This window comes from Pseudomonas sp. BN102, assembly GCF_029871245.1.
Taxonomy (GTDB): Bacteria; Pseudomonadota; Gammaproteobacteria; order Pseudomonadales; family Pseudomonadaceae; genus Metapseudomonas.
The window spans coordinates 173,302-198,686 of sequence record NZ_SSON01000065.1 but is presented as its reverse complement, the minus strand read 5'-3'; the positions used below and the strand labels follow the sequence as shown (position 1 = coordinate 198,686).

Here is a 25,385-nt window from a genome sequence, read left to right as displayed (position 1 = left end):
AGGGTAGACCTGATGAATCAAAAAGCCGTTCAAAGGCCGTGGGCTTTTGAACAGCTTTTCAAGTGTATGGCAGGGGCGGCTGGATTCGAACCAACGCATGGCAGGATCAAAACCTGCTGCCTTACCGCTTGGCGACGCCCCTATGTGTATAACTTGCTCTGCAGGACTTTCGTTTCGTTGTGCGCATAACCTGGTGGGTTAATGGCAGGGGCGGCTGGATTCGAACCAACGCATGGCAGGATCAAAACCTGCTGCCTTACCGCTTGGCGACGCCCCTGTATCGTACAACCGAATGCCTTGCATTCCTTCTCAAGCCAGCCTTTGCAGCTTGCGGTGCAACATCGAGATGTTACGCCCCTGAGCGACAAAGCTCGGCAGAGTGGCCGGAAGTTGGCGGCGAACTTTATCAGCATCGCCCTTGTTTGGGAAGCTCCCAAACACACAAGCTCCAGTGCCGGTCAATCTAGCTGAAGTAAATTTACTCAACAAGATCAGCGCGTTACGTACATCCGGGTAACGCTTTTCGACCACCGGCTGGCAGTCGTTTCGACCGCCCCCCTCAAGAAGGCTGCGAACTTTAATGGGCGGCGTATTTCGTGTCAACTCGGGATCGGAGAAAACTTCTGCTGTGCTGACAAAGACTTGCGGTACGGCGACGAGAAACCAGGGTTCCGGCAGCTCCACCGGCGTCAGCTGCTCGCCGACTCCCTCGGCAAAGGCCGCGCGGCCGCGCACGAAAACCGGCACGTCGGCGCCCAGGGAAAGGCCCAGTTCGGCCAGGCGGTCCTCGCTCCAGCCCAGGTTCCACAGGTGGTCCAGGCCGAGCAGGGTGGTGGCGGCGTCGGAGCTGCCGCCGCCGATGCCGCCGCCCATGGGCAGGCGCTTGTCCAGCCAGATGTCAGCGCCGAGCCGGCAGCCGGATTCGGCCTGCAGCTTGCGCGCGGCGCGGACGATCAGGTTGCTGTCGTGGGGAACGCCGGGCACCTCGGTGCGCAGGTGGATTTCACCATCCTGGCGCAGGGAGAAGCCCAGTTCGTCGCCATGGTCGAGGAACTGGAAGAGGGTCTGCAGCTCGTGATAGCCGTCGGCGCGGCGGCCGAGGATGTGCAGCATCAGGTTGAGCTTGGCCGGGGCCGGCAGGATGAGTTGCGCGTCCTGCATCACTGGCCGAGCTGGCGCGGCTGCCAGTCCTTGATCACCAGGGTGATGTCGAGGTCCTCGCCCTGCAGCTTGATGCGTTCGGGCAGGGAGTAGCCGTTCTGCTGGACGTAGCTGAGGTACTGCACCTGCCAGCCGTCCTGCTCCAGGCGGGACAGGTGGCTGGCGCCGTCGAGCGTCAGGTGGCTGCGGGTTTCCGGGGCGGGCAGGCCGCGCACCCACCAGAGCAGGTGGGAAACCGGCAGGCGCCAGCCGAGTTGTTCTTCCAGCAGGGCCTCGGGGGATTCGGCCTGGTAGCGGCCCTGGTTGGCCACTTCCAGGACGATTTCGCCGGGGCGCCCGGTCAGGCGCGCGGCGCCGCGGCCCAGCGGGCCCGAGAGGCGGATGTCGTAGTAGTCCTGGCGCTGCAGCCAGAACAGGGTGCCGCTGCCGGAGTCCTTGGGCGCGCGAATGCCCACCTTGCCACTGATCTGCCAGCCATCGAGGGCACTGATCTGGGCCTTGTGGGCTTTCCAGGTGGCCTGGTCACCCTGGCCTTCCAGGGTTTCGTGGGGAGCGAGGGCGGCACAGCCGCTGAGCAGGACCAGCGCAGCGGCGGCCAGGAGCTTAGGTAAACGCATGGATCAGAGGGTTCCGGCGCCGGTCAGGCGTTGCATGGTGTCACGGAGAATGGCGCTATCGGGCTGCTTCTGCAGGGCTTCGGCCCAGACCTTGCGGGCTTCGGCCTGCTTGCCGCGGGCCCAGAGCACTTCGCCCAGATGGGCGGCCACTTCATGGTCGGGGAACTCCTGGAGGGCCTGGCGCAGGAACCGTTCGGCCTCGTCCAGGTTGCCCATGCGGTAGTTCACCCAGCCGAGGCTGTCGAGGATGGCCGGGTCCTCAGGGTTGAGCTTGTGGGCTTGTTCCACCAGCTTCTTGGCTTCGTCGTAGCGCGTGGTGCGGTCGGCCAGGGTGTAGCCCAGGGCGTTCAGCGCCATGGCGTTTTCCGGCTCGCGCTCGATGATGAAGCGCAGGTCTTTCTCCAGCTGGGCCAGGTCGTTGCGCTTCTCGGCCAGCATGGCGCGGGTGTAGAGCAGGTTCAGGTCGTCGGGGAACTGCTGCAGGCCTTGGTGGATGACCTTCCAGGCGCGCTGCGGCTGCTGGCGCTTGGCCAGGCTCTCGGCCTCGATCAGGTAAAGCTGGATGGCATAGTCGGGCTGGGTGTCCCGGGCCTTGGCCAGGCGCGCCTCGGCTTCATCGGCTCGGCCACTATCCAGGAGGATTTCCGCCTGGCGGATCTGCGCCGGCAGGTAGTCGTTGCCGGGCCCGACCAGGGCGTACTCGATCAGCGCGCTGTCCTTGTCGCCGCGCTTTTCATAGACCTGGCCGAGGTTGTAGTGGGCCGAGTCGACGTGGCTGCCGCGGTCCACCAGCTCTTCCAGGTAGACCTGGGCTTCGTCCCAGGCCTCGCCTTCCAGGCACACCAGGGCCAGGGAGTAGCGCAGGTCGTCGTCATCGGGGAACTGCTGGACCAGTCCGGCGAACTCGGACTTGGCCTCGTCCAGGCGGTCCTGCTCCACCAGCATACGGGCGTAGGTGAGGCGCAGGCGTTTGTCATTCGGGTGCTGCTTGATGGCCTTCTGCAGCAGCGGCAGGGCCTCGTCGCCACGCTCCAGGCTCTGCAGCAGGCGGGCGCGGAGCAGAATAGGGGCGATTTCCTTGTCGTCGGACGGCACGCCTTCGAGCAGGGTCAGGGCTTCTTCGGTGCGGCCGTCCTGTTGCAGCAGCACGGCCTTGCCGAACACCAGTTGGCTGTTATGCGGGTGCTTGGCCAGCAGGCGGTCGAAGCTCTGCAGCAGGCCGGCACGGGTATCGGCGTCGGTTTCCACGGCGGAGAGGGCGAGGAAATCGAAATGGGTGTCGCCCTGGCCCTGGAGCACTTTCTCCATATAGGCCATGGCTTCGTCGTAGCGGCCGGCGCGGGCCAGCTGCACGGCGGCGGCGCGCTGGGCGTCGAGGTTGTCGGGTGCGTTCTTGGCCCAGATCAGGGCGGTATCCAGTGCAGCCTGGTCGGCGCCGAGGTACTCGGCTATGCGGAAGGCGCGCTCGGCGACTGCCGGGTCCTGGGTTGCATTGGCCTGCTGTACGTAGTTGCCCAGGGCGATATCGAAGCGATTGCGTTGCCCGGCCAGTTCGGCGGCGAGCAGGGCATAGAGGGTTTCGCGGCTGAACGAGCCATAGACCTCGGGCTTGGCGGGCGCGGAGGCCTTGCTGCCTTCCTCGACCGACGGGGCGCCGTCCGGGGACTTGTGGGTCAAGCTCTGACAGCCGCCGAGGAACAGCAGGGCGGTCAGCAACGCGAGGGATCTATTCATAGAGACGGAGGGCGACTAACCAGCGGTGGCTCATCATGACACAAGCCTTCCGGCAAGCACATGGGGCTCGGCCCGACCGGCAGCGGGCAAAAACCTGTTCGGTGAGACAATTATCGGCGGTGGTTGTCGTCGTACGGGTGAAGTAGGACAATTGCGCGCCCTCCTGATTCAGTTAGCGACCCTGCATGGCCTTCATTGCTCTAGGTATCAACCACAAGACCGCCTCGGTAGATGTCCGCGAACGCGTGGCCTTCACCCCCGAGCAGTTGGTGGAGGCCCTGCAGCAGCTGTGTCGCATCACGCCCAGCCGCGAGGCGGCCATCCTCTCCACCTGCAACCGCAGCGAGCTCTACCTGGAGCAGGACCACCCCAGCGCCGATGAAGTGCTCGCCTGGCTGGCCGGCTACCACAACCTTAGCCTGGAAGAACTGCGCGCCTGTGCCTATGTGCACACCGACGACGACGCGGTCCGCCACATGATGCGCGTCGCCTCCGGGCTGGACTCCATGGTCCTTGGCGAGCCGCAGATCCTCGGCCAGATGAAGTCCGCCTACGCCGTGGCGCGCGAGGCCGGCACCGTCGGCCCGCTGCTCGGCCGCCTGTTCCAGGCTACCTTCAGCACCGCCAAGACGGTGCGCACCGATACCGCCATCGGCGAGAACCCGGTTTCCGTGGCGTTCGCCGCCGTCAGCCTGGCCAAGCAGATATTCTCCGACCTGCACCGCAGCCAGGCGCTGCTGATCGGCGCCGGCGAGACCATCACCCTGGTCGCCCGTCACCTGCACGAGCAGGGCGTGAAGCGCATCGTGGTCGCCAACCGCACCCTGGAGCGCGCCAGCATCCTGGCCGAGGAGTTCGGCGCCCACGCCGTGCTGCTGGCCGACATGCCCCAGGAACTGGTCAACAGCGACATCGTCATCAGCTCCACCGCCAGCCAGCTGCCGATCCTCGGCAAGGGCGCCGTGGAGCGCGCGCTGAAGCAGCGCCGGCACAAGCCGATCTTCATGGTCGACATCGCCGTGCCGCGCGACATCGAACCCGAAGTGGGCGAGTTGGATGATGTCTACCTCTATACCGTGGATGACCTGCATGAGGTGGTCGCGGAAAACCTCAAGAGTCGCCAGGGTGCCGCCCAGGCCGCGGAGGAGCTGGTCGGCGCCGGGGTCGAGGACTTCATGCAGCGCCTGCGCGAGCTGGCCGCGGTGGACGTGCTGCGCGCCTACCGCCAGCAGGCCGAGCGCCAGCGCGACGACGAGCTGGCCCGGGCCCTGCGCCTGTTACAGAACGGCACGTCCGCCGAGGAAGCGCTGGCCCAGCTCGCCCGTGGCCTCACCAACAAGCTGCTGCATGCTCCCAGCGTGCAACTGAAGAAACTCTCCGCCGACGGGCGCTTCGATGCGCTGGCCGTGGCCCAGGAACTCTTCGCCCTCGACGAGGGCTCGGATAAACGTTCGCAATGAAAGCTTCCCTGCTGAACAAGCTTGACCTCCTCCAGGATCGCTACGAGGAACTCACCGCCCTGCTCGGCGATGCCGAAGTCATCAGTGACCAAGGCAAGTTCCGCGCCTATTCCAAGGAGTTCGCCGAGGTCGAACCGGTGATCCTGGCCTTCCGTGAGTTCCGCAAGGTGCAGGGCGACCTCGAAGGTGCCCAGGCCCTGCTCAAGGACAGCGACCCGGACCTGCGCGAGATGGCCGAGGAGGAAGTGGCCGATGCCCGCGAGCGGCTGGTGGAGCTGGAAGACCGCCTGCAGCGCATGCTGCTGCCCAAGGACCCGAATGACGGGCGCAACGTCTTCCTCGAAGTTCGTGCCGGCACCGGCGGCGACGAGGCGGCGATCTTCTCCGGCGACCTGTTCCGCATGTACTCGCGCTACGCCGAGCGCCAGGGCTGGCGTGTCGAGATCCTCTCCGAGAACGAGGGCGAGCACGGCGGATATAAAGAAGTGATCGCCCGGGTCGAGGGTGACAACGTCTATTCCAAGCTCAAGTTCGAGTCTGGCGCGCACCGCGTGCAGCGGGTGCCGGAAACCGAATCCCAGGGCCGTATCCATACCTCCGCCTGCACCGTGGCGGTGCTGCCGGAGCCGGACGAGCAGGCCGCCATCGAGATCAACCCCGCCGACCTGCGGGTGGACACCTACCGCGCTTCCGGCGCCGGTGGCCAGCACGTGAACAAGACCGACTCGGCCGTGCGCATCACCCACATTCCCTCGGGCATCGTGGTCGAGTGCCAGGAAGAGCGTTCCCAGCACAAGAACCGCGCCAAGGCCATGGCCTGGCTCGCGGCCAAGCTGAACGACCAGCAGGAAGCCGCCGCGCACAAGGAAATGTCCGATACCCGCCGCCTGCTGGTGGGCTCCGGCGACCGCTCCGAGCGCATCCGCACCTACAACTTCCCGCAGGGCCGGGTCACCGACCACCGCATCAACCTCACGCTCTACGCGCTGGACGACATCATGGCCGGCGGCGTGGACGCGGTGATCGAGCCGCTGCTCGCCGAATACCAGGCCGACCAGCTGGCGGCCCTGGGAGACTGAGCGTGACCATCATCGCCAGCCTCCTCAGCCAGGCCAACCTACCGGATTCGCCCACTCCGCGCCTCGACGCCGAACTGCTGCTCGCCGCTGCCCTGGGCAAGCCGCGCAGCTTCCTGCACACCTGGCCGGAGCGGGTGGTTTCCACTGAAGTGGCCGACCGTTACTCCGCATTCCTGGAGCGCCGCCGCAGCGGTGAGCCGGTGGCTTACATCCTCGGTCACCAGGGCTTCTGGAGCCTGGACCTGGAAGTGGCGCCGGATACCCTGATCCCGCGCCCCGACACCGAATTGCTGGTGGAAACCGCCCTGGCCCTGCTGCCGGCGAGCTCTGCCGAGGTGCTCGACCTCGGCACCGGTACCGGCGCCATCGCCCTGGCACTGGCCTGCGAACGCCTCGGCTGGAAGGTCACGGGCGTGGACCGGGTATCCGCTGCCGTGCAGCTCGCCGAACGCAACCGCGCCCGGATCAAGCTGGACAATGCCCGCTTCGTCGAGAGCCACTGGTTCTCTGCCCTGGGCGAGCAGCGTTTCGCCCTGATCGTCAGCAACCCGCCCTATATCGCCGCCCAGGACCCGCACCTGGCCGAAGGCGATGTGCGCTTCGAGCCCGTCAGTGCCCTGGTGGCCGGTGCCGACGGCCTGGACGACATCCGCCAGATCATCCAGGACGCGCCCCGGCACCTGCTGCCCGGTGGCTGGCTGCTGCTGGAACACGGTTTCGACCAGGCCGCCGCAGTGCGCGAACTGTTGACCCGCCAGGGCTTCAAGCGGGTCGAAAGCCGCTGCGACCTCGGCGGCCATGAACGCATCTCCCTTGGACAATGGCCATGCTGAGCGACCAGGAACTCCTCCGCTACAGCCGGCAGATCCTCTTGCCGCAGATCGACATCGACGGCCAGCTGCGGCTGAAACAGGCCCGCGCTCTGATCGTCGGGCTCGGCGGCTTGGGTTCTCCGGTTTCCCTCTACCTGGCCGCTGCCGGCGTCGGCGAGCTGCACCTGGCGGATTTCGACACGGTCGACATGACCAACCTGCAGCGGCAGATCGTCCACGACAGCCAGAGCGTCGGGCGCAGCAAGGTCGACTCGGCCATGGCCCGTCTCGCCGCGCTGAACCCGGAAGTGCGCCTGGTACCCCATTCCCGTGCACTGGATGAGGATTCCCTGGCCGCCGCCGTGGCCGCCGTGGACCTGGTGCTGGACTGCACCGACAATTTCGGCACCCGCGAAGCGGTCAATGCCGCCTGCGTGGCTGCCGGCAAGCCGCTGGTGTCCGGCGCCGCCATCCGCCTCGAAGGCCAGCTTTCGGTGTTCGATCCACGCCGCCCGGAAAGCCCCTGCTACCACTGCCTCTACGGCCATGGCAGCGAAGCCGAGCTGACCTGCAGCGAAGCCGGCGTAGTCGGCCCGCTGGTGGGGCTGGTGGGCTGCCTGCAGGCGCTGGAAGCGCTCAAGCTGCTGGCCGGCTTCGGCGAACCCATGGTGGGGCGCCTGCTGCTGGTGGATGCCCTCGGCAGCCGTTTCCGCGAACTGCGGGTCAAGCGCGATCCGGCCTGCGAAGTCTGCGGGGTTCGGCATGCCTGAGGTGGCCACGGTCGGGGTCTTCGACTCGGGCGTTGGCGGCCTTTCGGTATTGCGGGAAATCCGCGCACTGCTACCCCGTGAATCATTGCTCTATGTCGCTGACAGCGGCCATGTGCCCTATGGCGAGAAGAGCGCCGACTTCATCCGCGAACGCAGCCATCGGATCGCCGAGTTCCTTCTCGGCCAGGGCGCCAAGGCGCTGGTGCTGGCCTGCAACACCGCCACGGTCGCGGCTGTGGCCGACCTGCGCGAGCGTTATCCACAGCTGCCGATCGTGGGCATGGAACCGGCGGTAAAACCCGCAGCCGCCGCCACCCGCAGCGGTGTGGTGGGCGTACTGGCGACCACCGGCACCTTGAAGAGCGCCAAGTTTGCCGCGCTGCTGGACCGTTTCGCCGGTGATGTGCGGGTGATCACCCAGCCCTGCCCGGGACTGGTGGAACGCATCGAGGCCGGTGACCTGATGGGGCCGGATACCCGCCAGTTGCTGGCCGGCTACGTCAAGCCCCTGCTGGCCGAAGGCTGCGACACGCTGATCCTCGGCTGCACCCATTACCCCTTCCTGCGCCCGCTGCTGCACCAGCTGGTGCCGGACTCGGTCAGCCTGATCGACACCGGTGCCGCGGTGGCCCGACAACTGCAGCGCCTGCTGGATGCGCGTGGTCTGCTGGCGGCGGGACAGGCCGAGCGCTGCCGCTTCTGGTCCAGCGGCGCCCCGGCGGCGATGCAGGAAGTACTGCCGATTCTCTGGGGCGACTCTGCCCGAGTGGACAAGTTCCCAGACTGAGGCGAAAGTGGCCTAGATTGCTTTCCCCGATTAAAAAGCTATCTATAATCGCTGACAGGTATTAACACTTTCTGTCAGCGCTTCAGAAAAAGGACTGTTTTGAATGAAGAAGTTTTTCTGCTGGGCCGCAGTTGCAGCCATTTCTCTCGGTCAGGCCGTCTCCGCCCAGGCAGCAGGCGTCTCCCTGGACATCGGCCAGACCGGTGAATCCACCATGACCTACCGGCTGGGCACTCAGTTCGACTTCTCCAGCAGCTGGTTCCAAAGCGACGTAGGACGCCTGACCGGTTACTGGGATGCTGCCTACACCTACTGGGATGGCGACGAGACCGCCAGTAACCACAGCCTGTCCTTCTCCCCCGTATTCGTCTACGAATTCGCTGGCGAGACCGTAAAGCCCTATGTCGAAGCCGGTATCGGCGTCGCCGTGTTCGACAGCACCGAGCTGGAAGACAACGACCTGAGTTCCTCCTTCCAGTTCGAAGATCGCCTGGGCCTGGGCCTGCGCTTCGCCAATCAGGAAGTCGGCATTCGCGCCATGCACTACTCCAACGCCGGCATCAAGCAGCCGAACGATGGCATCGAGACCTACAACCTGCACTATCGCCTGTCCTTCTGAGGTATAGCTGCAAGACCATAAACCGGGCCTGACGCCCGGTTTTTTATTGGCAGCCGACTGGGCGCCGGTCGTAGGTTGGGCTGAGTTCAGCGAAGCCCAACAGGCGGAGCAGCAGCAACCTGCTCAGAGCGCTCCGCCAGGTTCCTGAAGGCCGCCAGGGCTCGTTCGCGGCTGAGGGAAAGGTCCACCAGCGGCGCGGGATAGCCATCCACACCGAAGAGCCCGCCGAGGCCTGCGGGGTTGTGGATATCTCGCTCGTCCAGGTGCTCCAGCTCCGGCAGCCAGCGGCGCAGGAAGCGGCCGTCCGGATCGAAGCGTCGGGACTGGCTGATAGGGTTGAAGATGCGGAAATAGGGCACGGCGTCGGTACCGGTGGAGGCGCTCCACTGCCAGCCGCCATTGTTCGCCGCCAAGTCGCCGTCGATCAGGTGGCGCATGAACCAGCGTTCGCCCTCGCGCCAGTCGATCAGCAGGTTCTTGGTGAGGAACATGGCTACCACCATGCGCAGGCGGTTGTGCATCCAGCCGGTGGCCAGCAATTGGCGCATGGCGGCGTCGATTATCGGGATGCCAGTGCGGCCCTGCTGCCACGCCGCCAGTTCGTCCGGGGCGTGGCGCCAGGCCAGGTTCTCGGTTTCCTGGCGGAAAGCGCGGTGGCGGGAGACCCGCGGGTAGCCCACCAGGATGTGCTTGTAGAACTCGCGCCAGAGCAGTTCGTTGATCCAGCAGACGGCACCGGGGTTGCCGCTGTCGAATTCACCCTGATTTCCCTGCAGGGCCGCGTGCAGGCACTGGCGGGGTGAGAGCACGCCGGCCGCGAGGTAGGGGGAGAGCTGGCTGGTGCCGGGCTGGGCGGGGAAGTCGCGGCGCTCTTCATAGCACCAGAGCTCTTCCAGGGCGAAGGTGTCCAGCCGGTCGCGGGCCACATCCTCGCCCGCCGGCCAGAGCTGGCGCAGGCTGTCCGGCGGGGTAGGAAACCCCTCCACCCTGGTGGGCGGGACGTCGCTGACGATCCCCAGGTCGGCCTGGGGACGCGGGGCGGGAAGGCAACTCGGCAGGGCGCTGTGCAGGCGCTGGTAGCAAAGCTTGCGGAACTGGCTGTAGACCTGGAAATAGCCGCCCGACCGGGTAAGCAGGCTGCCGGGGCGGAAGAACAGCTGGTCAAGGTGGCTTTCCAGGTGGATGCCGTCCGCGGCCAGTGTGGCGGCCACCTGTTGGTCGCGTCGACTTTCGTTGACGCCGTATTCCTCGTTGACCCGCACCGTGCCCAGGTCGAGCTCGTGGCACAGTTCCCGGACCAGCTGCGGTGCCTCTGCCCAGGTGTCGGTGTGGCGGACCAGCAGCGGCACATTCAGCTGGCGCAGGGACTTGGCCAGCTCGGCGAGGTTGCGCAGCCAGAAGTCCACCTTGGCCGGGGCGTCTTCGTGGGCTCGCCACTGGCTGGGGCTGATGATGTACATGGCGAGCGTGGGGCCGGCCTGAAGAGCAGCGAGCAGGGCGCTGTTGTCCAGCACCCGCAGGTCGGTGCGGAACCACATGAGTTGGCGCATGAGTCTTTCCTTTATCGGTCATGCAGCAGGCCGAGGTCGAGCAGGGCCTGGAGTGCGTCCAGCGGGGATTCGACCAGCGTGGTGCCGGGCTCGACTCCGGTCTGGTGGATGGCCGCTGCAGGGCCACCCAGCAGGCAGGGGCATGGGTGGCCGTTGAGCAGCCTGAGCAATTGGTCCGGGCGCAGCGGCTGGCTGGAGTAGAGCAGCAGGGCGCGAGGCTGGATGCGCGCCACCGCCAGGCTCAGCTCGACCGCGGGCACCGGCCAGTCGAGCACTTCCACGGAGCAATCGGCGCTGCTGACGAGCCAGGCGGTGAGCCAGAGGCCCGGCTCCATTGGCAGGTCGGAGCCGTTTACCAGCAGCAGCGGGGCTCCGCCGCATTGGCGGTTGTTGTGGTAGATGCGCGCGCCCAGCTTGGTGCGCAGCCAGGAGTGGAGAAATACGCGCTCGACCTGACCGCCGAACTGGCCGCGCCAGCGTTGCTCCAGCTCATCCAGCAGGGGCTGCAGTAGCTGGCGGTAGACGGCCAGGGGCGGGTAGAGCGCCATGGCGGCATTGAAGCGCTCGTCCAACTGGCGCTCGGCCAGGTTGGCGATGGCCTGCATCAGGTAGCGGCGCTGCTCTTCCCAGAGTGAAGCCGGCGAGGTGTCCGCTGCAGTTGGTGCCTGCGGGGTGTTGAGCAAGCCCTTGACCTGGCCTACCGCAATGCCGCGTTCCATCCAGGTGAGGATCAGGCGGATGCGCGCCACATCCTCTGTGCTGTAGAGGCGGTGCCCCGAGCCAGTACGCAGCGGCACAATCAGGCCGTAGCGGCGTTCCCAGGCGCGCAGCGTCACCGGGTTGACGCCAGTCTGCCGCGCAACTTCGCGAATCGGCAGCAGACCCTTGGCCAGGGCGGCCTGGTAGTCGCTCTCCCGTGGGCTATCGGAAGTGTTGTCCATGGCTAGAGGGCGTTGCGCAGGCCGAGTTCTTCCGGATGCGGCTGCAGGTAGACCTGCTGGGCGATGTAGCTATCCGGGTGGTCGTTGAAGTGGTGCTTGAGCAAGGTGAGAGGGACTACCAGCGGGACTATGCCGGAGCGGTACTGCACAATCAGGCGCTGGATCTCGGCCTTCTCGTCGCGGTCCAGATGGCGTTTGAGGTAACCGCAGAGGTGCTGCAGCACGTTGCTGTGGGTGCGGCGGGTGGCGCACCTCTTCAGCGCCGCCATCAGCATCGAGAAGTAGCGCGGGGCGATGTCTTGCAGCGGATGCTGGCCGATGCTGCCGAGCAGGCGGCCCAAGGCCTTGTACTGCCGTGGGTCGTTGGCCATCAGCTGGTACTTGTAGCGGGAATGGAAGTCGATGATCGCCCTGGGGCTGAGGCCCTGGCGGCAGAGCTCCTGCCATTGCGCATAGGCGTAGACGCGGGTGAGGAAGTTTTCCCGTAGCGCCGGGTCGTTGAGGCGGCCCGCTTCTTCTACCGGCAGGTCGGGGAAGTAGTGCGACAGACTATGGCTGCCCAAGCGTGACTCTTTGTGCCCTGCGTTGTAGCGCACGGGTTCGCCGAGCAGGCAGGCGCTGATACCTAGTTTGGGGCGCTGTGGCAGATCGAAGGGCGTGGGCATGGGGCGCTACCTGGACATGAGTTGTACAGGGTAATTTGCATGTACAGTTTTTTTGTAATCATAGGCAAAAAGTTGTACGGGTCAAACGACTTGTACAGGATTGGACGGGAGGCGAGCGGCTGAGGTAGGTGGGTTCAGCGTTGGACGGCCGCCCGGCCGTCCATCTTGATAGCAGCAACTTGTCGCACGGGCGGCGGTGCGGTCACAGGTGCTCGAGCAGGCGGCGGGCAGCTTCCTGGCCGCTTAGCCAGGCACCCTCCACTCGGCCGGACAGGCACCAGTCGCCACAGGCGTAGAGGCCCAGATCGGCATCGGCCAGGGTACCCCACTGGTGCGCCTGGCTCGGCCGGGCGTAGAGCCAGCGGTGGGCGAGGCTGAAGTTCGGTGCCGGTACGGCGCAGCCGATCATTTCCGCGAAGGCGCCGTGGAGATGCTCGATCACCGCTTCCTTGGGCATGTCCAGGTGCTGCCTGCTCCAGGCGCTGCTGGCATGCAGGACCCAAGTGTCCAGGCCGGCCTCGCGACCGGGCTTGGAGCGGTTGCGCGCTACCCAGTCCAGCGGATTGCCCTGCACGAAGCAGCCCTCGACACGCGTATCCAGCGGCGTGGCGAAGCCCAGCGCCACCGCCCAGGTGGGCTCCATGGCGACGCTGGCGGCAGCACCGGCGAGCTTGGGTGCCGAGGCGAGCAAAGCCGTGGCCTGTGGGGCAGGGGTCGCGACTATGACATGACTGAATGGGCCGTGGCTGAGACCCTCGGCATCCTGCAGGCCCCAGTGGCGTTCGCCGCGGAAGACTTCGGTGATTCGGCAGGCGAAATTCACCGGCAGGGCGCCAAGCATGGCGCGGGTAATCGCACTCATGCGCGGCGTGCCGACCCAGCGGATCTGCTCATCCGGCGAGGGGTGCAGTCGGCCGTCGCTGAAGTTGTAGAGGCTGGGCGACCACTCCGCGACCCAGCCCCGGTCGCGCCATTGCTGCACCACTTCGGCGAAGCGGCGATCGCGGGCGGTGAAGTATTGCGCGCCAAGGTCCAGCGAGCCGGCATCGCTGCGCTTGCTGGCCATGCGCCCGCCACTGCCGCGGCTCTTGTCGAAGAGCTCCACGTTCTGCCCAGCCGCATGTAGCGCCTGGGCGGCGGAAAGGCCGGCTATGCCGGTTCCGATGATGGCGATAGGTGCACTCATGGTCTACCTCGTTACCTATGGCTACAGGCTACGCTTTAGACAAGACCTGTACAACATTCAAACTCTGTACAGGTTGATCGGTTCCAATCGCGGTCTTCTGCAATTCTGACGGTGCGTGGCTCAATCCAGGGCACGTCTGAACGTCATAATCCAGACTAGGGCGATATCCGTACTTAGCGCCATGCGAGGAGGATGCCATGCACATATTGCTGACCGGCGGTACTGGTCTGATAGGTCGCGCGCTCTGCCAGCGCTGGTTGGACGACGGTCACCAGCTCACCGTGCTCAGCCGCCGGCCGCAGAGTGTCGCCAGCCTGTGCGGTCGCACGGTGCGTGGAATCGGCGGTTTTTCCGACTATGGCGACGAGCCCCTGGACGCCATCGTCAACCTGGCCGGCGAGCCCATCGCCGATCGGCCTTGGAGCAACAAGCGCAAGGCGCAGCTTTGGGGCAGCCGCATCACCCTTACCGAGCAACTGCTGGAGTGGCTGGAGAAGCGCGAACAGAAGCCGCGGGTGCTGCTCAACGGCTCGGCCGTGGGCTGGTACGGCGATGGCGGCGAACGCGAGCTGACCGAGGACTCGCCGCCGGTGACCGACGACTTCGCCAGCCAGCTCTGCGTGGCCTGGGAGGAAACCGCGCAGCGTGCGGAGAAATTCGGCATCCGTGTGGTGCTGGTACGCACCGGATTGGTGCTGGCGCGGGACGGCGGTTTCCTCAAGCGCCTGGTCCCGCCATTCAAGCTAGGGCTCGGCGGGGCGCTCGGCAATGGCCGGCAATGGATGTCCTGGGTGCACCTGGACGATCAAATCTCCCTGATGGATTTTCTCTTGCGGCGAGAAGATGCGCGCGGTCCCTATAATGCGTGCTCGCCGCAGCCGGTGCGCAATCGCGATTTCGCCGGTAGCCTCGGGCGCGCCCTGGGGCGGCCGGCCTTCATGCCGGCGCCAGCCTTCGTCCTGCGCCTTATGTTGGGCGAGCTGGCCGGCCTGCTGCTGGGTGGCCAGCGAGCGATGCCGGCGCGCCTGCGGGCGGCGGGATTCACCTTTGCATTCACCGATCTGGACACGGCGCTCGGCGACTTGCTGAAGCCTAAGGATGTTTGATGACTGATCACGCGCTGCTGCTGGTCAACCTGGGATCCCCGGCTTCCACCAACGTGGAGGATGTGCGGAGCTACCTCGACCAGTTCCTCATGGACCCTTACGTGGTCGACCTGCCCTGGCCGCTGCGGCGCCTGCTGGTTTCGCTGATCCTGATCAAGCGGCCGGCGCAGTCGGCCCATGCCTATTCGTCCATCTGGTGGCCGGACGGCTCGCCGCTGATCGTCCTCAGCCGCCAGCTCCAGGAGGCCATGGCTCCGCACTGGCCCCACGGGCCGGTGGAACTGGCGATGCGATACGGCGAGCCCTCGATCGAGGGCGCCCTGCGCAAGCTCGCCGGACAGGGTGTCAAGCGCGTGACCCTTGCCCCGCTTTATCCACAGTTCGCCGAGAGCACCACTACCACCGCCATCGAAGAAGCCCGCCGGGTGGTCCGCGAGCTGGGCCTGCAACTGCAGGTTTCGGTGCTCGAGCCGTTCTTCGCCGAACCCGATTACCTGGACGCCCTGGTGGCCAGCGCGAAGCCCTATCTGGAGCAGGACTTCGACCACCTGCTGCTGAGCTTCCACGGCCTGCCCGAGCGGCATATTCGCAAGTTGGTCAAGGGAATCGACCCGCAGCATGACCTGCGCGCCAGGGACAGCAGCGGTGTCAGCGACGAGGTGTTGGCGGTCTGTTACCGCAGCCAGTGCCAGCGCACCGCCGAGGCCTTCGCCGAGCGCGCCGGGCTGCAGCCCGGGCAATGGTCGGTGTCCTTCCAGTCGCGCCTGGGCCGGGACAAATGGATCGAACCCTATACCGAAACCCGTCTCGAGGAACTGGCCCGCCAGGGTGTGAAGAAGCTGCTGGTGATGTGCCCGGCCTTCGTCGCCGACTGCATCGAGACGCTCGAGGAAATCGGCCAGCGTGGCAGCGAGCAGTTCCAGGGGGCCGGTGGCCAGGAGCTGGTGCTGGTGCCCTGCCTGAACAGCCACCCGCAATGGGTCGCGAGCCTCGCGCGGTTGTGCGAGACGGCGGTGCGCCCGCTCTGATGTCGATCACCTCTAGTCGGACCATCAGTTGCAGGACACGCCGCGCATTCATGTCGCCTATATGGCGCGCTCTCCGGTATTCAGGCTGTCCATGGCCACCTAAGCTGGAATCTCCTACCACCGTCGTGCGCCGCACCGCGGCGCCGAGGAGAGCCCAGTGCAGAACAAGAACAACGGCTACCCCTCGAGTCTGTATGCCTGGACCACAGTCGCCATCCTGATGGTGGCCTATGTGTTGTCCTTCATCGACAGGCAAATCCTCAACCTGCTGGTGGAGCCCATCCGCCGCGACCTTGCCATCAACGATACGCAGATGAGCCTGTTGATGGGCCTGTCCTTCGCGCTCTTCTACACCGTCTGCGGCATTCCCCTCGGGCGCCTGGCCGACAGTCGTAGCCGGCGCGGCCTGATCGCAGTCGGTGTGCTGTTCTGGAGCGCTGCCACCGCGGCCTGTGGCCTGGCCAGGCTGTACTGGCAGTTCCTGCTCTGCCGCATCGGTGTCGGCGTGGGCGAGGCGGCGCTGTCGCCGGCGGCCTTCTCGCTGATCGCCGACAGCTTTCCCAAGGAGCGCCGCGCCACCGCCATCAGCGTCTATTCCATGGGCGTCTACCTCGGCTCCGGGCTGGCCTTCCTCCTCGGCGGCCTGGTGATCAAGTTCGCTTCGGCCCAGGGCGAAGTTACCCTGCCGCTGCTGGGCGAGGTGCGGCCCTGGCAACTGATCTTCCTCGCCCTGGGCGCGGCCGGGGTGCTCTTCACCCTGCTCATGTTGGCGGTGCGCGAACCGCAGCGGCGCGGTGTCGGTGCCGGGGTCGTGGTGCCCCTGGCCGAAGTCGGGCGCTACCTGCGCAGCAACAGGCGCACGGTGATCTGCCACAACTTCGGCTTTGCCGGCCTGGCCTTCGCCGGTTATGGCAGCGCCGCCTGGATTCCCACTTTCTACATCCGCACCTATGGCTGGGACGCCGGCCAGGTGGGCGTGGTCTACGGCAGCGTGGTGGCAGTATTCGGCTGCCTGGGCATCGTCTTCGGCGGACGCCTGGCGGACTGGATGGCCAAGCACGGACGCAGCGATGCCAACATGCGCGTCGGCCTCTTCGCCGCCCTCGGCGCGCTGCCGCTGGTGGTGCTCTTCCCGCTGCTGGATGATGCCTTCTGGGTCACGGTGCTGATGGCGCCCACGGTGTTCTGCCTGAGCATGCCCTTCGGCGTCGCGCCGGCGGCCATCCAGGAGATCATGCCCAACTCCATGCGCGGCCAGGCCTCGGCCATCTACCTCTTCGTCATCACCCTGATCGGCCTGGGCCTCGGGCCGACGGCGGTCGCGCTGTTCACGGACTACGTATTCGGCGACGACGCCGCGCTGCGCTACTCCCTGCTGATCGTCACCTCCCTCGCGGTGACCAGTTCGGTGGTGCTGCTGTGGATGGGGCTCAAGCCCTATCGGGAAAGCCTGAAGCGACTGCAGCAGTGGAGCGTGGAGGTACAGGACGACGCCACGCTCCGCGATGCACAGCCTTCGTAGGTTGTGGCTGAGCAAAGCGAAGCCCAACGATTCCAGGAACTCCGCTGTTGGGCTTCGTCGAACTCAGCCCAACCTACGGAAGCTTCGTAGGGTTGAGCGAAGCGATACCCATCGACCATTAGCCATGAAAAAGCCCCGCGGATGCGGGGCTTTTCATTGGAGCCGGTTCAGATATGCGGCGCGTCGTCCTGGCGGCTGTGCTTCCAGGTTTCATGGCCCGGCAGCAGCAGGTTGAGGGCGATGGCGACTATGGCGCAGAGGGCGATGCCCTTCAGGCCGAAGTCGTCCTGGCCGGTGCCGCTGCCCACCAGCATCCCACCGATGCCGAATACCAGGGTCACCGAGACGATCACCAGGTTGCGTGCTTCGGCCAGGTCGATCTTGTGGCGGATCATGGTGTTCATGCCCACCGCGGCGATCGAGCCGAACAGCAGGCAGAGGATGCCGCCCATGACCGGCACCGGGATGCTCTGCAGGATGGCGCCGAACTTGCCGATGAAGGCCAGGCCGATGGCGAAGACCGCCGCCCAGGTCATGATCTTCGGGTTGTAGTTCTTGGTCAGCATCACTGCGCCGGTCACTTCGGCGTAGGTAGTGTTCGGCGGGCCGCCGAACAGGCCGGCAGCCGAGGTGGCCAGGCCGTCGCCCAGCAGGGTGCGGTGCAGACCGGGCTTTTTCAGGTAGTCACGACCGGTCACGCTGCCAACCGCGATCACCCCGCCGATGTGCTCGATGGCCGGCGCCAGCGCCACGGGCACGATGAACAGGATGGCCTGCCAGTTGAATTCGGGGGCGACGAAGTTGGGCAGCTCGAGCCAGGGGGCGGCGGCGATCTTCGCGGTGTCCACCACGCCGAACCAGAAGGACAGGGCGAAGCCCACCAGCACGCCGGAGATGATTGGCACCAGGCGGAAGATGCCCTTGCCGAATACCGCGACTATCAGGGTGGTCAGCAGCGCCGGCATGGAGATCCACATGGCGGTGGCGTAAGGGATCAGCTCGGTGCCGTCACCGGCCTTGCCCATGGCCATGTTGGCGGCGATGGGGGCCATGGCCAGGCCGATGGAGATGATCACCGGGCCGATCACCACCGGCGGCAGCAGGCGGTCGATGAAGCCGGTGCCCTTGATCTTCACAGCCAGGCCCAGGAAGGTGTAGACGAAACCGGCCGCCACCACGCCGCCCATGGTCGCGGCCAGGCCGAACTGGCCCTTGGCGAGGATGATCGGGGTGATGAAGGCGAAGCTGGAGGCCAGGAACACCGGCACCTGGCGGCCGGTGACCAGTTGGAAGAGGAGGGTGCCCATGCCTGCGGTGAAGAGCGCCACGTTGGGGTCCAACCCGGTGATCAACGGCATCAGCACCAGGGCGCCGAAGGCCACGAAGAGCATCTGGGCGCCGGATATCACCTGGCGCCAGAGCGGGTCCCTGAATTCGTCGCTCATCGATCAGTTTTCCTTCTGCTTGGTGCCGAAGATCTTGTCGCCGGCATCGCCAAGGCCCGGAATGATGTAGCCGTGTTCGTTGAGCTTCTGGTCGATGGACGCGGTGAAGATCATCACGTCTGGATGGGTGTCGTTGACCACCTTGATGCCCTCGGGCGCGGCCACCAGCACCATGGCGCGGATTTCCTTGCAGCCGGCGCGCTTGAGCAGGTCGATGGTGGCGACCATGGAGCCGCCGGTGGCCAGCATCGGATCGATGATCAGCGCCAGGCGTTCGTCGATCTCCGGAGCCAGCTTCTCCAGGTAGGTGTGGGCTTCGAGGGTTTCCTCGTTGCGTGCAACACCCACGGCGCTGACCTTGGCGCCCGGAATCAGGCTGAGCACGCCATCGAGCATGCCGATGCCGGCGCGCAGGATCGGCACCACGGTGATCTTCTTGCCGGCGATCTTCTCAACCTGCACGGTGCCGGCCCAGCCCTGGATCTCGTAGCTTTCCAGGGGCAGGTCGTTGGTCGCTTCGTAAGTCAGCAGGGCGCCGACTTCCTGTGCCAGTTCGCGAAAGTTCTTGGTGCTGATGTCGGCGCGGCGCATCAGGCCGAGCTTGTGGCGGATCAGCGGATGGCGGATCTCACGGATGGGCATGGGAGGGTTCTCCGGCGGGCTGGCAAAAAAATTGCGTTAGCTTAATCCATTGGCTACAGGCTGCGCTGCACTGACTGGCCGGTCTCCCGCGAGATGTCGCGGGGAGGAAAGGAACTGTCCGACAGCGGCGCCTCTGCAGTATGGTCGACGCTCATCCGTCGGGACTTGCTCCGAGGCAGTCGGATGAGTACCTTTGCCGACTTTTATCTTGACGCCCCGTTCAAGTTTCCCTGCGGGAGCCCTGTGCGGCTCCCGTCGAACCCAGAGGAATTGCCATGTCCGCCGATCTCGCACACATCCGCCAGGTGATGGCCGAAGCCGACTGCCTGTACACCGAAGCCCAGGTCGAGACGGCCATCGCCCAGGTCGCCGACGCCATCAACGGCGAACTGGCCGAGCGCAACCCGGTGGTCTTCTGCGTGATGAACGGCGGCCTGATCTTCGCCGGCAAGCTGCTGCCCAAGCTGGGCTTCCCGTTGGAGCTGTCCTACCTGCACGCCACCCGTTACCGCAACGAAACCAGCGGTGGCGAGCTGTTCTGGAAGGCCAAGCCGGAGATTTCCTTCATCGACCGCGACGTGCTGATCATCGACGACATCCTCGACGAGGGGCACACCCTGGCGGCCATCATCGACTTCTGCAAGCACGCCGGCGCCGCCCACGTGCACACCGCCGTGCTGATCGACAAGACCCACGACCGCAAGGCGCGTCCTGATCTGAAGGCCAACTATGTGGGCCTGGACTGCGAAGACCGCTACATCTTCGGCTACGGCATGGACTACAAGGGCTACTGGCGCAACGCCGCCGGCATCTTCGCGGTCAAGGGGCTCTGAACCATGCGCACGCCGCGTTTCCTCGATCAGGCCCTGTTCGCTGAACTGGCCGGCCAGGCCGCGGCGAGCCCGCGCAAGCGCCAGCACCACAATTTCCATGAGATGGAAGAGCCCTGCCACCGCCTGGCGGTGGGGCTGCAGCCCGAGACCTACATCCCGCCGCATCGTCACCTGTCCGCCGACAAGGCGGAGGGGCTGCTGGTGCTCAAGGGCCGCCTGGGCCTGTTGATCTTTGACGAGAATGGCGAGGTCACCGACAAGCGCGAGCTGGTCGCCGGCGGCGATTGCGTCGGTGTAGACCTGCCGCCGGGCGTGTTCCACGCCCTGGTGGTGCTGGAGCCGGACAGCATCCTGTTCGAATGCAAGGCCGGTCCCTATCGTCCGCTGGGCGAGGGCGAGCATCCCGCCTGGGCGCCCCGCGAAGGGGAAGAGGGCGTTGCCGCTTACCTGGCCTGGATGACGTCGCTGTTCAACTGAGGCGCATCCGGCTCCAGCCAGCGCAAGGCCTTGGCGCGCGCCTGATCCAGGGTCTTCACGTAAGCCAGCCGGCCCGTTTCTCGGTGCACGCCGGCGCGGCGCAGTTTCAGTCGCACGCGTGGTGAAGTGCCCACCAGCACTAGGCCGATGCCCTGGCGGCTGTAGTCGTGCAGCAGATTCTCCAGGGCCGCCAGCGCCGTCATGTCCAGCAGCGGGACGGCGCTCATCTCCACAATCACCACCTTCACTTCCGGGTTGAAGCGGCGCAGCACGCTGAGGGCCTTTTCCGCCGCGCCGAAGAACAGCGGGCCGCGAATGGCGTAGACCAGCACTTGCTCGGGCAGCTCGTGCAGGGCTTCGTGGAAGTGCCGGGGCAGCGGTTCGGTGTCGGTGAGGTCGCTCATGCGCTTGATGAAGAGACCGGCGGCCAGCAGCAGGCCGACGCCCACCGCCAGCACCATGTCGAAGAGCACGGTCAGCACCAGGCACACCAGCAGCACCACGACATCGTTGCGCGGCGCAATGCGCAGGGTGTGTGCCACATGCCGCGCTTCGCTCATATTCCAGGCCACCATCAGCAACAGGGCCGCCAGGGCGGCCATCGGCAAGTAGCTGAACAACGGCGCCAGGAGCAGCATGGCCAGCAGCACGACGCCGGCATGGACCATGGCGGCGACCGGGGAGCGCGCGCCTGCGCGCACGTTGGCGGCACTGCGGGCGATGGCGGCGGTCGCGGTGATGCCGCCGAACAGCGGCGCCAGCAGGTTACCCAGGCCCTGTCCGAGCAGCTCGGCATTGGGATCATGGCGGGTACCGGCCATGCCGTCGGCCACCACGGCGCACAGCAGCGACTCGATGGCGCCGAGCATGGCGATGGCGAAGGCCGGCGCCAGCAGCTGGCGGACCAGCTCGAAGGTCAGCCCCAGGGGCTGGCCATCCGGGCCGGGCAGTTGCCAGGGCCAGGCGAAGCTCGGCAGGAAGGGCGGGATGCCGGGGTGGCTGACGCCGTCCACCACATAGCTGAAGCGCTCGCCCAGGGTGGCCACGGGAATCTGCAGCGCTTCCAGCAGCAGGCCGAGCAGGGCGCCCAGGGCGAGGGCCACCAGATGCCCCGGCACCTTGGGCGCCAGGCGCGGCCAGACCAGCAGCGCCGCCAGGCAGGTGGCGGCGACCAGGGCATCACCCAGGTGCACCGTGGGCAACGCCCCGGCCAGCAGGCGCAGTTGCTCCACATAGTTCTGCGGCGCTGCGGCCAGTTGCAGGCCGAGCAGATCCTTGACCTGCAGGGTGGCGATGACGATGCCGATGCCGGCGGTGAAGCCCAGGGTGACCGGATAGGGGATGAACTGGATCAGCCGGCCGAGGCGCGCCAGGCCCATGACGATCAGGATCAGCCCGGCCATCAGGGTGCAGAGCAGCAATCCGCCCAGGCCGAACTGCTGGGTGATGGGCAGCAGTATCACCACGAAGGCAGCCGTGGGACCTGAGACGTTGAAGCGTGAGCCGCCGGTGAGGGCGATCAGCGGCGCCGCCACCAGCACCGTGTACAGGCCGTGCTGCGGCGCCACGCCTACCGCAATGGCCAGCGCCATCGCCAGGGGGATGGCGATGATGCCGATCGTCAGCCCGGCCGCCAGGTCGCCACGCAGCGCGGCCAAGGTGTAGCCCTCGCGCCAGGTATGGCGCATGGCCGCGAAGAGGGGAGGCAGGTATCCGGACATGGTCACTCCATTGGCAGAAGCCCCGAGTATAGGGGCTGGCGGCGCGGCGAGATGCCGACCTGAGTCGAATGCCCCTGTCCGAAAAGCCCGTGCTAGAGTGGTGCGCCTGTCTGACTCCGGAGTTGCCGATGCCCGTTTTCCTGCGTCTCGGGGCCTGCCTGGCCCTGTCGTTGAGCCTGCCCCTGGGGGCTGCCGAGCTGGCGCCGATGCACGCCCAGTTCCTGCCGCCGGACGACCTCTCCCTGCGCCAGGAAACGCCCGAACAGCAGCAACTGATCCAGATCAGCGAGTACTCGGTGGTGCTCGGCAGCCAGCGCCAGTCCAACCAGCAGCCGATCCCCATCACCTCGTCCACCGTGCTGCGCCTGAAGGGCAAGCCGCTGAGCAAGGGCGCTGACGTGCGCCAGGTGGTGATCCAGTTCGACGCCGAGGGCAAGAGCCTGAAGAAGCCGAGCTACGACACCGAAAAACGCATCCTTCAGCTGAACTACCCGCTGGCGCAGTACGCCGCGGTGCTCGACTTGCTGCGCAACGGGCCGGTCTATTGCCGGTTCCTCAGTTATCCCAACGGACATGTCTGGGCCGACCTGCACAGCGGCGCGGTGCGCCTGCGTTGAGCCCGAAGGCCGGCCGGGGGTAAACTGCCAGCCCCGTGATACCCGGCCTGAGAGATGTGAGCGATGCGTAAAGACAAGAAGCAGGTGATTGGCGAAGAGATCACCGATGACTCGATCAAGCTGTTCCTCGCGGTAGAGCCGGCCGATTCCACGCCGCCGTCGCTGCACAAGCTGATCAAGGCCTACCGCGGCCTTCGCATCGACGACTTCGAACGCTTCGTCGGCTTCTTCGTCGAGGCCGGTTACGACCTCGATGCCAAGGACGAGCAGGGCAACGACTTCATCGCCCTGATCCAGGACCAGCGCCAGGCCGAGCCCTATATCGAAGTGATCAAGGCCGCCCGCGGCTGATCCCGTCGCTGATGAGAAAGAGCCCGCCACAGTGCGGGCTTTTTTGTGGGGTGTAGAAAGTGCACCCTCGGGGTTCGTGATCGATTGCAGGCCAGGCAGGCATAAAAAAACCGCCCCGAAGGGCGGTTTCTCGTTCAACTCACGACGGCGGCTCAGGCGATGCTCTGGGTCGCGGTGTCGGCGCTGGCCAGGCCCAGGCGCTCGTCGGAGCGGGAGCTGACTTCGCGATACAGCGCCGCATCGCTTTCCAGGGCCTTTTCGCGCGCCGGGAAGATTTCCTTCAGCTTGGCCGTCCACTGCTCGGAGCGGGCCTGCTCGGCGAAGCAGCGCTCGATCAGGTTGAGCATGATGGAAACAGTCACCGAAGCACCCGGGGAGGCGCCCAGCAGGGCGGCGATGCTGCCGTCGGCGGAGGAGACCAGCTCGGTGCCGAACTGCAGGATGCCGCCCTTCTTGTTGTCCTTCTTGATGATCTGCACGCGCTGACCGGCCACTTCCAGGCGCCAGTCGGCCGGGTTCAGGTCCGGGTAGAACTTGCGCAGGGCATCCAGGCGCTGGTCCTGGGACTGCATCACTTCCTTGATCAGGTAGCGGGTCAGGTCCATGTTGTCGCGGGCCACGGAAAGCATCGGCAGCAGGTTGCTCGGGCGCACCGAGAGCGGCAAGTCCATGAAGGAGCCGTGCTTGAGGAACTTGGTGGTGAAACCGGCGTAGGGCCCGAACAGCAGGGACTTCTTGCCGTCGACCACGCGGGTATCCAGGTGCGGCACGGACATCGGCGGGGCGCCGACTTCGGCCTGGCTGTAGACCTTGGCCTGGTGCTGCTTGACCACTTCGGGATTGTCGCAGCGCAGCCACTGGCCGCTCACCGGGAAGCCGCCGAAGCCCTTGCTTTCCTCGATGCCGGAGAGTTGCAGCAGCGGCAGCGCGCCCCCGCCCGCGCCGAGGAACACGAAGCGCGCGGAGACCTCGCGGTTGGCGCCGGTCTCGGTGTTCTTGATGCTGACCTTCCAGCCCTTGTCGCTGCGGCTGAGGTCGGTGACCTTCTGGAAGTAGCTGACGCGGGTATCCGAGAGGCTGGCGAGGTACTGCAGCAGCTGGTTGGTGACCGCGCCGAAATTGACGTCGGTGCCGTTCATGGCGCGGGTCGCGGCGATTTTCTCGGCCGGATCGCGGCCCTTCATCATCAGCGGCGTCCATTTGGCCATGGTGGCGCGGTCTTCGGTGTATTCCATCCCGCTGAAGGCATGGTGCTGGCGGAGCAGCTCATGGCGCTTCTTGAGGAAGGCGATGTCCTTCTCGCCGCGCACGAAGGAGAGGTGCGGGACCGGATTGATGAAGCTCCTGGGCGAGCCGAAGGCGCTCTTGCCGCTCATGTAGGCCCAGAACTGCTTGGAGACCTCGAACTGGGCATTGATGTTCACGGCCTTCTTGATGTCGATGGAGCCATCAGCCGCCTGGGGCGTGTAGTTCAGCTCGCAGAGGCCTGCGTGGCCGGTACCCGCGTTGTTCCAGGGGTTGGAGCTCTCGATGGCCCCGGATTCGCGAAGTTCCGCGATCTCCAGCTTGATGCCTGGATCGAGCTCTTTAAGCAGTACCGCCAGCGTAGCGCTCATGATGCCGGCCCCGACCAGCAACACGTCCACTGCTTGGTAATCGTCTTGCGCCATTTGCTCGCCACTCTCTCGTGAAGTAGTGAAAAACCGTCTTCTCACGCTCTTTTGGAGACGTGAACCTCAAAAGGATCGCCTACCCCCGGGCAGGCCGCTTCCGTCTGCGCGCGCGTTTACGCATGCGTCCCTGCAAAAGCGTTTGCAATTCGGGCGAAAGGATGCGGCGAGCCAACGAGTGGCAGCGCGAAAAGTGGACGGCTCTCTGTGGGGCTGTGCGGATGCCCAAGCGGGTGCGAGGAGCGGTGTTGCGAGGCCCGATCAGGAGACGACCTTATAATCGGGGGGCGATTATAACGATGAAATGGGGGGAATAGGGCGGTTGGTGTGACTTTTCTTCTTCCGCCGGTCAGGCTGCCAACGCGCGGCGGCGCGCAGGCTGTCCGACGACCGGCATGACCCGGGCGCTGGCGGGGAGGGGTTGGTCGATCCAGGCCAGGCGGGTTTCATGCACTTCCACCCAGTGGCCGCTGGCCGGGCATTCGGCTGCTTGGTGCAGGCCACGGCAGATGCCGGCGGCATCCAGCAGGGCGAAGCAGCGGCGTTGCGGGCGGCGGGCGAACAGCGACCAGAGGTAGATCATCGGGATTGC

Annotated in this window: 25 protein-coding genes and 2 tRNA genes; 13 read left to right on the top strand and 14 right to left on the bottom strand. The window is 65.9% G+C overall.

Features of this window, described 5'->3' with window-relative positions; genetic code table 11:
* Positions 1-67: 67 nt before the first annotated feature.
* From E8F12_RS14205 to E8F12_RS14185, 5 genes are all read right to left on the bottom strand, one after another.
* A tRNA-Gln gene (locus tag E8F12_RS14205) sits at positions 68-142 on the bottom strand.
* A gap of 60 nt (positions 143-202) precedes the next feature.
* Positions 203-277: transfer RNA gene (locus E8F12_RS14200), tRNA-Gln, on the bottom strand.
* 32 nt (positions 278-309) lie between these two features.
* Entirely contained in the window at positions 310-1,161 is an 852-nt protein-coding gene (gene ispE, locus E8F12_RS14195) for a 4-(cytidine 5'-diphospho)-2-C-methyl-D-erythritol kinase (RefSeq protein ID WP_280325896.1), read from the bottom strand.
* Positions 1,161-1,778 (bottom strand): lipoprotein insertase outer membrane protein LolB, encoded by a 618-nt coding sequence (gene lolB / locus E8F12_RS14190; RefSeq protein WP_280325895.1) that lies wholly within the window; start codon positions 1,776-1,778, stop codon positions 1,161-1,163. Before lolB ends, ispE begins: the two co-directional genes overlap by 1 nt.
* A 3-nt stretch (positions 1,779-1,781) precedes the next feature.
* A complete protein-coding gene (locus E8F12_RS14185) occupies positions 1,782-3,512 on the bottom strand; it encodes a tetratricopeptide repeat protein (RefSeq protein ID WP_280325894.1) in 1,731 nt (576 codons plus the stop codon).
* A 185-nt stretch (positions 3,513-3,697) separates the two neighbouring features.
* Here E8F12_RS14185 and hemA point away from each other — a divergent pair, with 185 nt between their 5' ends.
* From hemA to E8F12_RS14155, 6 genes are all read left to right on the top strand, one after another.
* Positions 3,698-4,972 carry a glutamyl-tRNA reductase gene (gene hemA, locus E8F12_RS14180; RefSeq protein WP_280286977.1) on the top strand — a complete coding sequence of 425 codons (1,275 nt, stop codon included), beginning with the start codon at positions 3,698-3,700 and terminating at the stop codon, positions 4,970-4,972.
* A complete protein-coding gene (prfA, locus tag E8F12_RS14175; RefSeq protein WP_280325893.1) occupies positions 4,969-6,051 on the top strand; it encodes a peptide chain release factor 1 in 1,083 nt (360 codons plus the stop codon). The genes hemA and prfA overlap by 4 nt, the downstream gene beginning before the upstream one ends.
* A gap of 2 nt (positions 6,052-6,053) precedes the next feature.
* Entirely contained in the window at positions 6,054-6,884 is an 831-nt protein-coding gene (gene prmC, locus E8F12_RS14170) for a peptide chain release factor N(5)-glutamine methyltransferase (protein WP_280325892.1), read from the top strand.
* The gene (locus E8F12_RS14165; RefSeq protein WP_280325891.1) at positions 6,878-7,633 is read left to right on the top strand and encodes a molybdopterin-synthase adenylyltransferase MoeB; all 756 of its coding nucleotides are present in this window, start codon (positions 6,878-6,880) and stop codon (positions 7,631-7,633) included. Before prmC ends, E8F12_RS14165 begins: the two co-directional genes overlap by 7 nt.
* Positions 7,626-8,420 carry a glutamate racemase gene (murI, locus tag E8F12_RS14160; RefSeq protein ID WP_280325890.1) on the top strand — a complete coding sequence of 265 codons (795 nt, stop codon included), beginning with the start codon at positions 7,626-7,628 and terminating at the stop codon, positions 8,418-8,420. Before E8F12_RS14165 ends, murI begins: the two co-directional genes overlap by 8 nt.
* Positions 8,421-8,523: 103 nt before the next feature.
* On the top strand, positions 8,524-9,039 hold the full coding sequence (locus E8F12_RS14155; protein ID WP_280325889.1) for an acyloxyacyl hydrolase: 516 nt from the start codon (positions 8,524-8,526) through the stop codon (positions 9,037-9,039).
* A gap of 86 nt (positions 9,040-9,125) precedes the next feature.
* Here E8F12_RS14155 and phrB read toward each other — a convergent pair whose 3' ends face one another.
* From phrB to E8F12_RS14135, 4 genes are all read right to left on the bottom strand, one after another.
* Positions 9,126-10,589, bottom strand: a complete 1,464-nt coding sequence (phrB, locus tag E8F12_RS14150) for a deoxyribodipyrimidine photo-lyase (RefSeq protein ID WP_280325888.1) — start codon at positions 10,587-10,589, stop codon at positions 9,126-9,128.
* An 11-nt stretch (positions 10,590-10,600) separates the two neighbouring features.
* Complete coding sequence (locus E8F12_RS14145) at positions 10,601-11,530, bottom strand: MerR family transcriptional regulator (RefSeq protein WP_280325887.1); 930 nt, start codon at positions 11,528-11,530, stop codon at positions 10,601-10,603.
* A gap of 2 nt (positions 11,531-11,532) precedes the next feature.
* Complete coding sequence (locus E8F12_RS14140; RefSeq protein WP_280325886.1) at positions 11,533-12,195, bottom strand: DUF1722 domain-containing protein; 663 nt, start codon at positions 12,193-12,195, stop codon at positions 11,533-11,535.
* A gap of 202 nt (positions 12,196-12,397) precedes the next feature.
* The gene (locus E8F12_RS14135) at positions 12,398-13,381 is read right to left on the bottom strand and encodes an NAD(P)/FAD-dependent oxidoreductase (protein WP_280325885.1); all 984 of its coding nucleotides are present in this window, start codon (positions 13,379-13,381) and stop codon (positions 12,398-12,400) included.
* Between the two features lie 197 nt (positions 13,382-13,578).
* Between E8F12_RS14135 and E8F12_RS14130 the strand changes: the two genes are divergently transcribed.
* From E8F12_RS14130 to E8F12_RS14120, 3 genes are all read left to right on the top strand, one after another.
* On the top strand, positions 13,579-14,487 hold the full coding sequence (locus E8F12_RS14130; RefSeq protein ID WP_280325884.1) for a TIGR01777 family oxidoreductase: 909 nt from the start codon (positions 13,579-13,581) through the stop codon (positions 14,485-14,487).
* A complete protein-coding gene (gene hemH / locus E8F12_RS14125; protein ID WP_280325883.1) occupies positions 14,487-15,515 on the top strand; it encodes a ferrochelatase in 1,029 nt (342 codons plus the stop codon). The genes E8F12_RS14130 and hemH overlap by 1 nt, the downstream gene beginning before the upstream one ends.
* 157 nt (positions 15,516-15,672) lie before the next feature.
* The gene (locus tag E8F12_RS14120) at positions 15,673-17,037 is read left to right on the top strand and encodes an MFS transporter (RefSeq protein ID WP_280325882.1); all 1,365 of its coding nucleotides are present in this window, start codon (positions 15,673-15,675) and stop codon (positions 17,035-17,037) included.
* Positions 17,038-17,204: 167 nt separating this feature from the next.
* Here E8F12_RS14120 and E8F12_RS14115 read toward each other — a convergent pair whose 3' ends face one another.
* A complete protein-coding gene (locus tag E8F12_RS14115; protein ID WP_280325881.1) occupies positions 17,205-18,482 on the bottom strand; it encodes a uracil-xanthine permease family protein in 1,278 nt (425 codons plus the stop codon).
* Between the two features lie 3 nt (positions 18,483-18,485).
* On the bottom strand, positions 18,486-19,124 hold the full coding sequence (upp, locus tag E8F12_RS14110; RefSeq protein WP_280325880.1) for a uracil phosphoribosyltransferase: 639 nt from the start codon (positions 19,122-19,124) through the stop codon (positions 18,486-18,488).
* Positions 19,125-19,399: 275 nt separating this feature from the next.
* On the opposite strand from upp, the gene E8F12_RS14105 reads away from it, so the two are divergent.
* Both E8F12_RS14105 and E8F12_RS14100 read left to right on the top strand, forming a co-directional pair.
* The gene (locus E8F12_RS14105) at positions 19,400-19,957 is read left to right on the top strand and encodes a hypoxanthine-guanine phosphoribosyltransferase (protein WP_280325879.1); all 558 of its coding nucleotides are present in this window, start codon (positions 19,400-19,402) and stop codon (positions 19,955-19,957) included.
* Positions 19,958-19,960: 3 nt separating this feature from the next.
* Positions 19,961-20,434, top strand: a complete 474-nt coding sequence (locus E8F12_RS14100; RefSeq protein WP_280325878.1) for a WbuC family cupin fold metalloprotein — start codon at positions 19,961-19,963, stop codon at positions 20,432-20,434.
* Here E8F12_RS14100 and dauA read toward each other — a convergent pair.
* Positions 20,401-22,155, bottom strand: a complete 1,755-nt coding sequence (dauA, locus tag E8F12_RS14095; protein WP_280325877.1) for a C4-dicarboxylic acid transporter DauA — start codon at positions 22,153-22,155, stop codon at positions 20,401-20,403. The two genes, E8F12_RS14100 and dauA, sit on opposite strands and share 34 nt — an antisense overlap.
* A gap of 128 nt (positions 22,156-22,283) precedes the next feature.
* Between dauA and E8F12_RS14090 the strand changes: the two genes are divergently transcribed.
* The gene (locus E8F12_RS14090; protein WP_280325876.1) at positions 22,284-22,772 is read left to right on the top strand and encodes a hypothetical protein; all 489 of its coding nucleotides are present in this window, start codon (positions 22,284-22,286) and stop codon (positions 22,770-22,772) included.
* A 63-nt stretch (positions 22,773-22,835) separates the two neighbouring features.
* The gene (locus E8F12_RS14085; RefSeq protein ID WP_280325874.1) at positions 22,836-23,123 is read left to right on the top strand and encodes a PA4642 family protein; all 288 of its coding nucleotides are present in this window, start codon (positions 22,836-22,838) and stop codon (positions 23,121-23,123) included.
* Positions 23,124-23,275: 152 nt separating this feature from the next.
* Here the strand turns inward: E8F12_RS14085 and mqo are convergent, their stop codons facing one another.
* Together mqo and E8F12_RS14075 are read right to left on the bottom strand one after the other, a co-directional pair.
* Positions 23,276-24,793 carry a malate dehydrogenase (quinone) gene (gene mqo / locus E8F12_RS14080; RefSeq protein ID WP_280325873.1) on the bottom strand — a complete coding sequence of 506 codons (1,518 nt, stop codon included), beginning with the start codon at positions 24,791-24,793 and terminating at the stop codon, positions 23,276-23,278.
* Positions 24,794-25,142: 349 nt separating this feature from the next.
* On the bottom strand, positions 25,143-25,376 hold the full coding sequence (locus E8F12_RS14075; protein WP_280325872.1) for a hypothetical protein: 234 nt from the start codon (positions 25,374-25,376) through the stop codon (positions 25,143-25,145).
* Between the last annotated feature and the right edge of the window lie 9 nt (positions 25,377-25,385).

Bases quoted from the DNA above. Each gene is read 5' to 3' on its own strand.
- ispE (WP_280325896.1), bottom strand. From the start codon at position 1,161: ATGCAGGACGCGCAACTCATCCTGCCGGCCCCGGCCAAGCTCAACCTG.
- lolB (WP_280325895.1), bottom strand. From the start codon at position 1,778: ATGCGTTTACCTAAGCTCCTGGCCGCCGCTGCGCTGGTCCTGCTCAGC.
- E8F12_RS14185 (WP_280325894.1), bottom strand. From the start codon at position 3,512: ATGAATAGATCCCTCGCGTTGCTGACCGCCCTGCTGTTCCTCGGCGGC.
- hemA (WP_280286977.1), top strand. From the start codon at position 3,698: ATGGCCTTCATTGCTCTAGGTATCAACCACAAGACCGCCTCGGTAGAT.
- prfA (WP_280325893.1), top strand. From the start codon at position 4,969: ATGAAAGCTTCCCTGCTGAACAAGCTTGACCTCCTCCAGGATCGCTAC.
- E8F12_RS14165 (WP_280325891.1), top strand. From the start codon at position 6,878: ATGCTGAGCGACCAGGAACTCCTCCGCTACAGCCGGCAGATCCTCTTG.
- murI (WP_280325890.1), top strand. From the start codon at position 7,626: ATGCCTGAGGTGGCCACGGTCGGGGTCTTCGACTCGGGCGTTGGCGGC.
- E8F12_RS14155 (WP_280325889.1), top strand. From the start codon at position 8,524: ATGAAGAAGTTTTTCTGCTGGGCCGCAGTTGCAGCCATTTCTCTCGGT.
- phrB (WP_280325888.1), bottom strand. From the start codon at position 10,589: ATGCGCCAACTCATGTGGTTCCGCACCGACCTGCGGGTGCTGGACAAC.
- E8F12_RS14145 (WP_280325887.1), bottom strand. From the start codon at position 11,530: ATGGACAACACTTCCGATAGCCCACGGGAGAGCGACTACCAGGCCGCC.
- E8F12_RS14140 (WP_280325886.1), bottom strand. From the start codon at position 12,195: ATGCCCACGCCCTTCGATCTGCCACAGCGCCCCAAACTAGGTATCAGC.
- E8F12_RS14135 (WP_280325885.1), bottom strand. From the start codon at position 13,381: ATGAGTGCACCTATCGCCATCATCGGAACCGGCATAGCCGGCCTTTCC.
- E8F12_RS14130 (WP_280325884.1), top strand. From the start codon at position 13,579: ATGCACATATTGCTGACCGGCGGTACTGGTCTGATAGGTCGCGCGCTC.
- hemH (WP_280325883.1), top strand. From the start codon at position 14,487: ATGACTGATCACGCGCTGCTGCTGGTCAACCTGGGATCCCCGGCTTCC.
- E8F12_RS14115 (WP_280325881.1), bottom strand. From the start codon at position 18,482: ATGAGCGACGAATTCAGGGACCCGCTCTGGCGCCAGGTGATATCCGGC.
- upp (WP_280325880.1), bottom strand. From the start codon at position 19,124: ATGCCCATCCGTGAGATCCGCCATCCGCTGATCCGCCACAAGCTCGGC.
- E8F12_RS14105 (WP_280325879.1), top strand. From the start codon at position 19,400: ATGTCCGCCGATCTCGCACACATCCGCCAGGTGATGGCCGAAGCCGAC.
- E8F12_RS14100 (WP_280325878.1), top strand. From the start codon at position 19,961: ATGCGCACGCCGCGTTTCCTCGATCAGGCCCTGTTCGCTGAACTGGCC.
- dauA (WP_280325877.1), bottom strand. From the start codon at position 22,155: ATGTCCGGATACCTGCCTCCCCTCTTCGCGGCCATGCGCCATACCTGG.
- E8F12_RS14090 (WP_280325876.1), top strand. From the start codon at position 22,284: ATGCCCGTTTTCCTGCGTCTCGGGGCCTGCCTGGCCCTGTCGTTGAGC.
- E8F12_RS14085 (WP_280325874.1), top strand. From the start codon at position 22,836: ATGCGTAAAGACAAGAAGCAGGTGATTGGCGAAGAGATCACCGATGAC.
- mqo (WP_280325873.1), bottom strand. From the start codon at position 24,793: ATGGCGCAAGACGATTACCAAGCAGTGGACGTGTTGCTGGTCGGGGCC.
- E8F12_RS14075 (WP_280325872.1), bottom strand. From the start codon at position 25,376: ATGATCTACCTCTGGTCGCTGTTCGCCCGCCGCCCGCAACGCCGCTGC.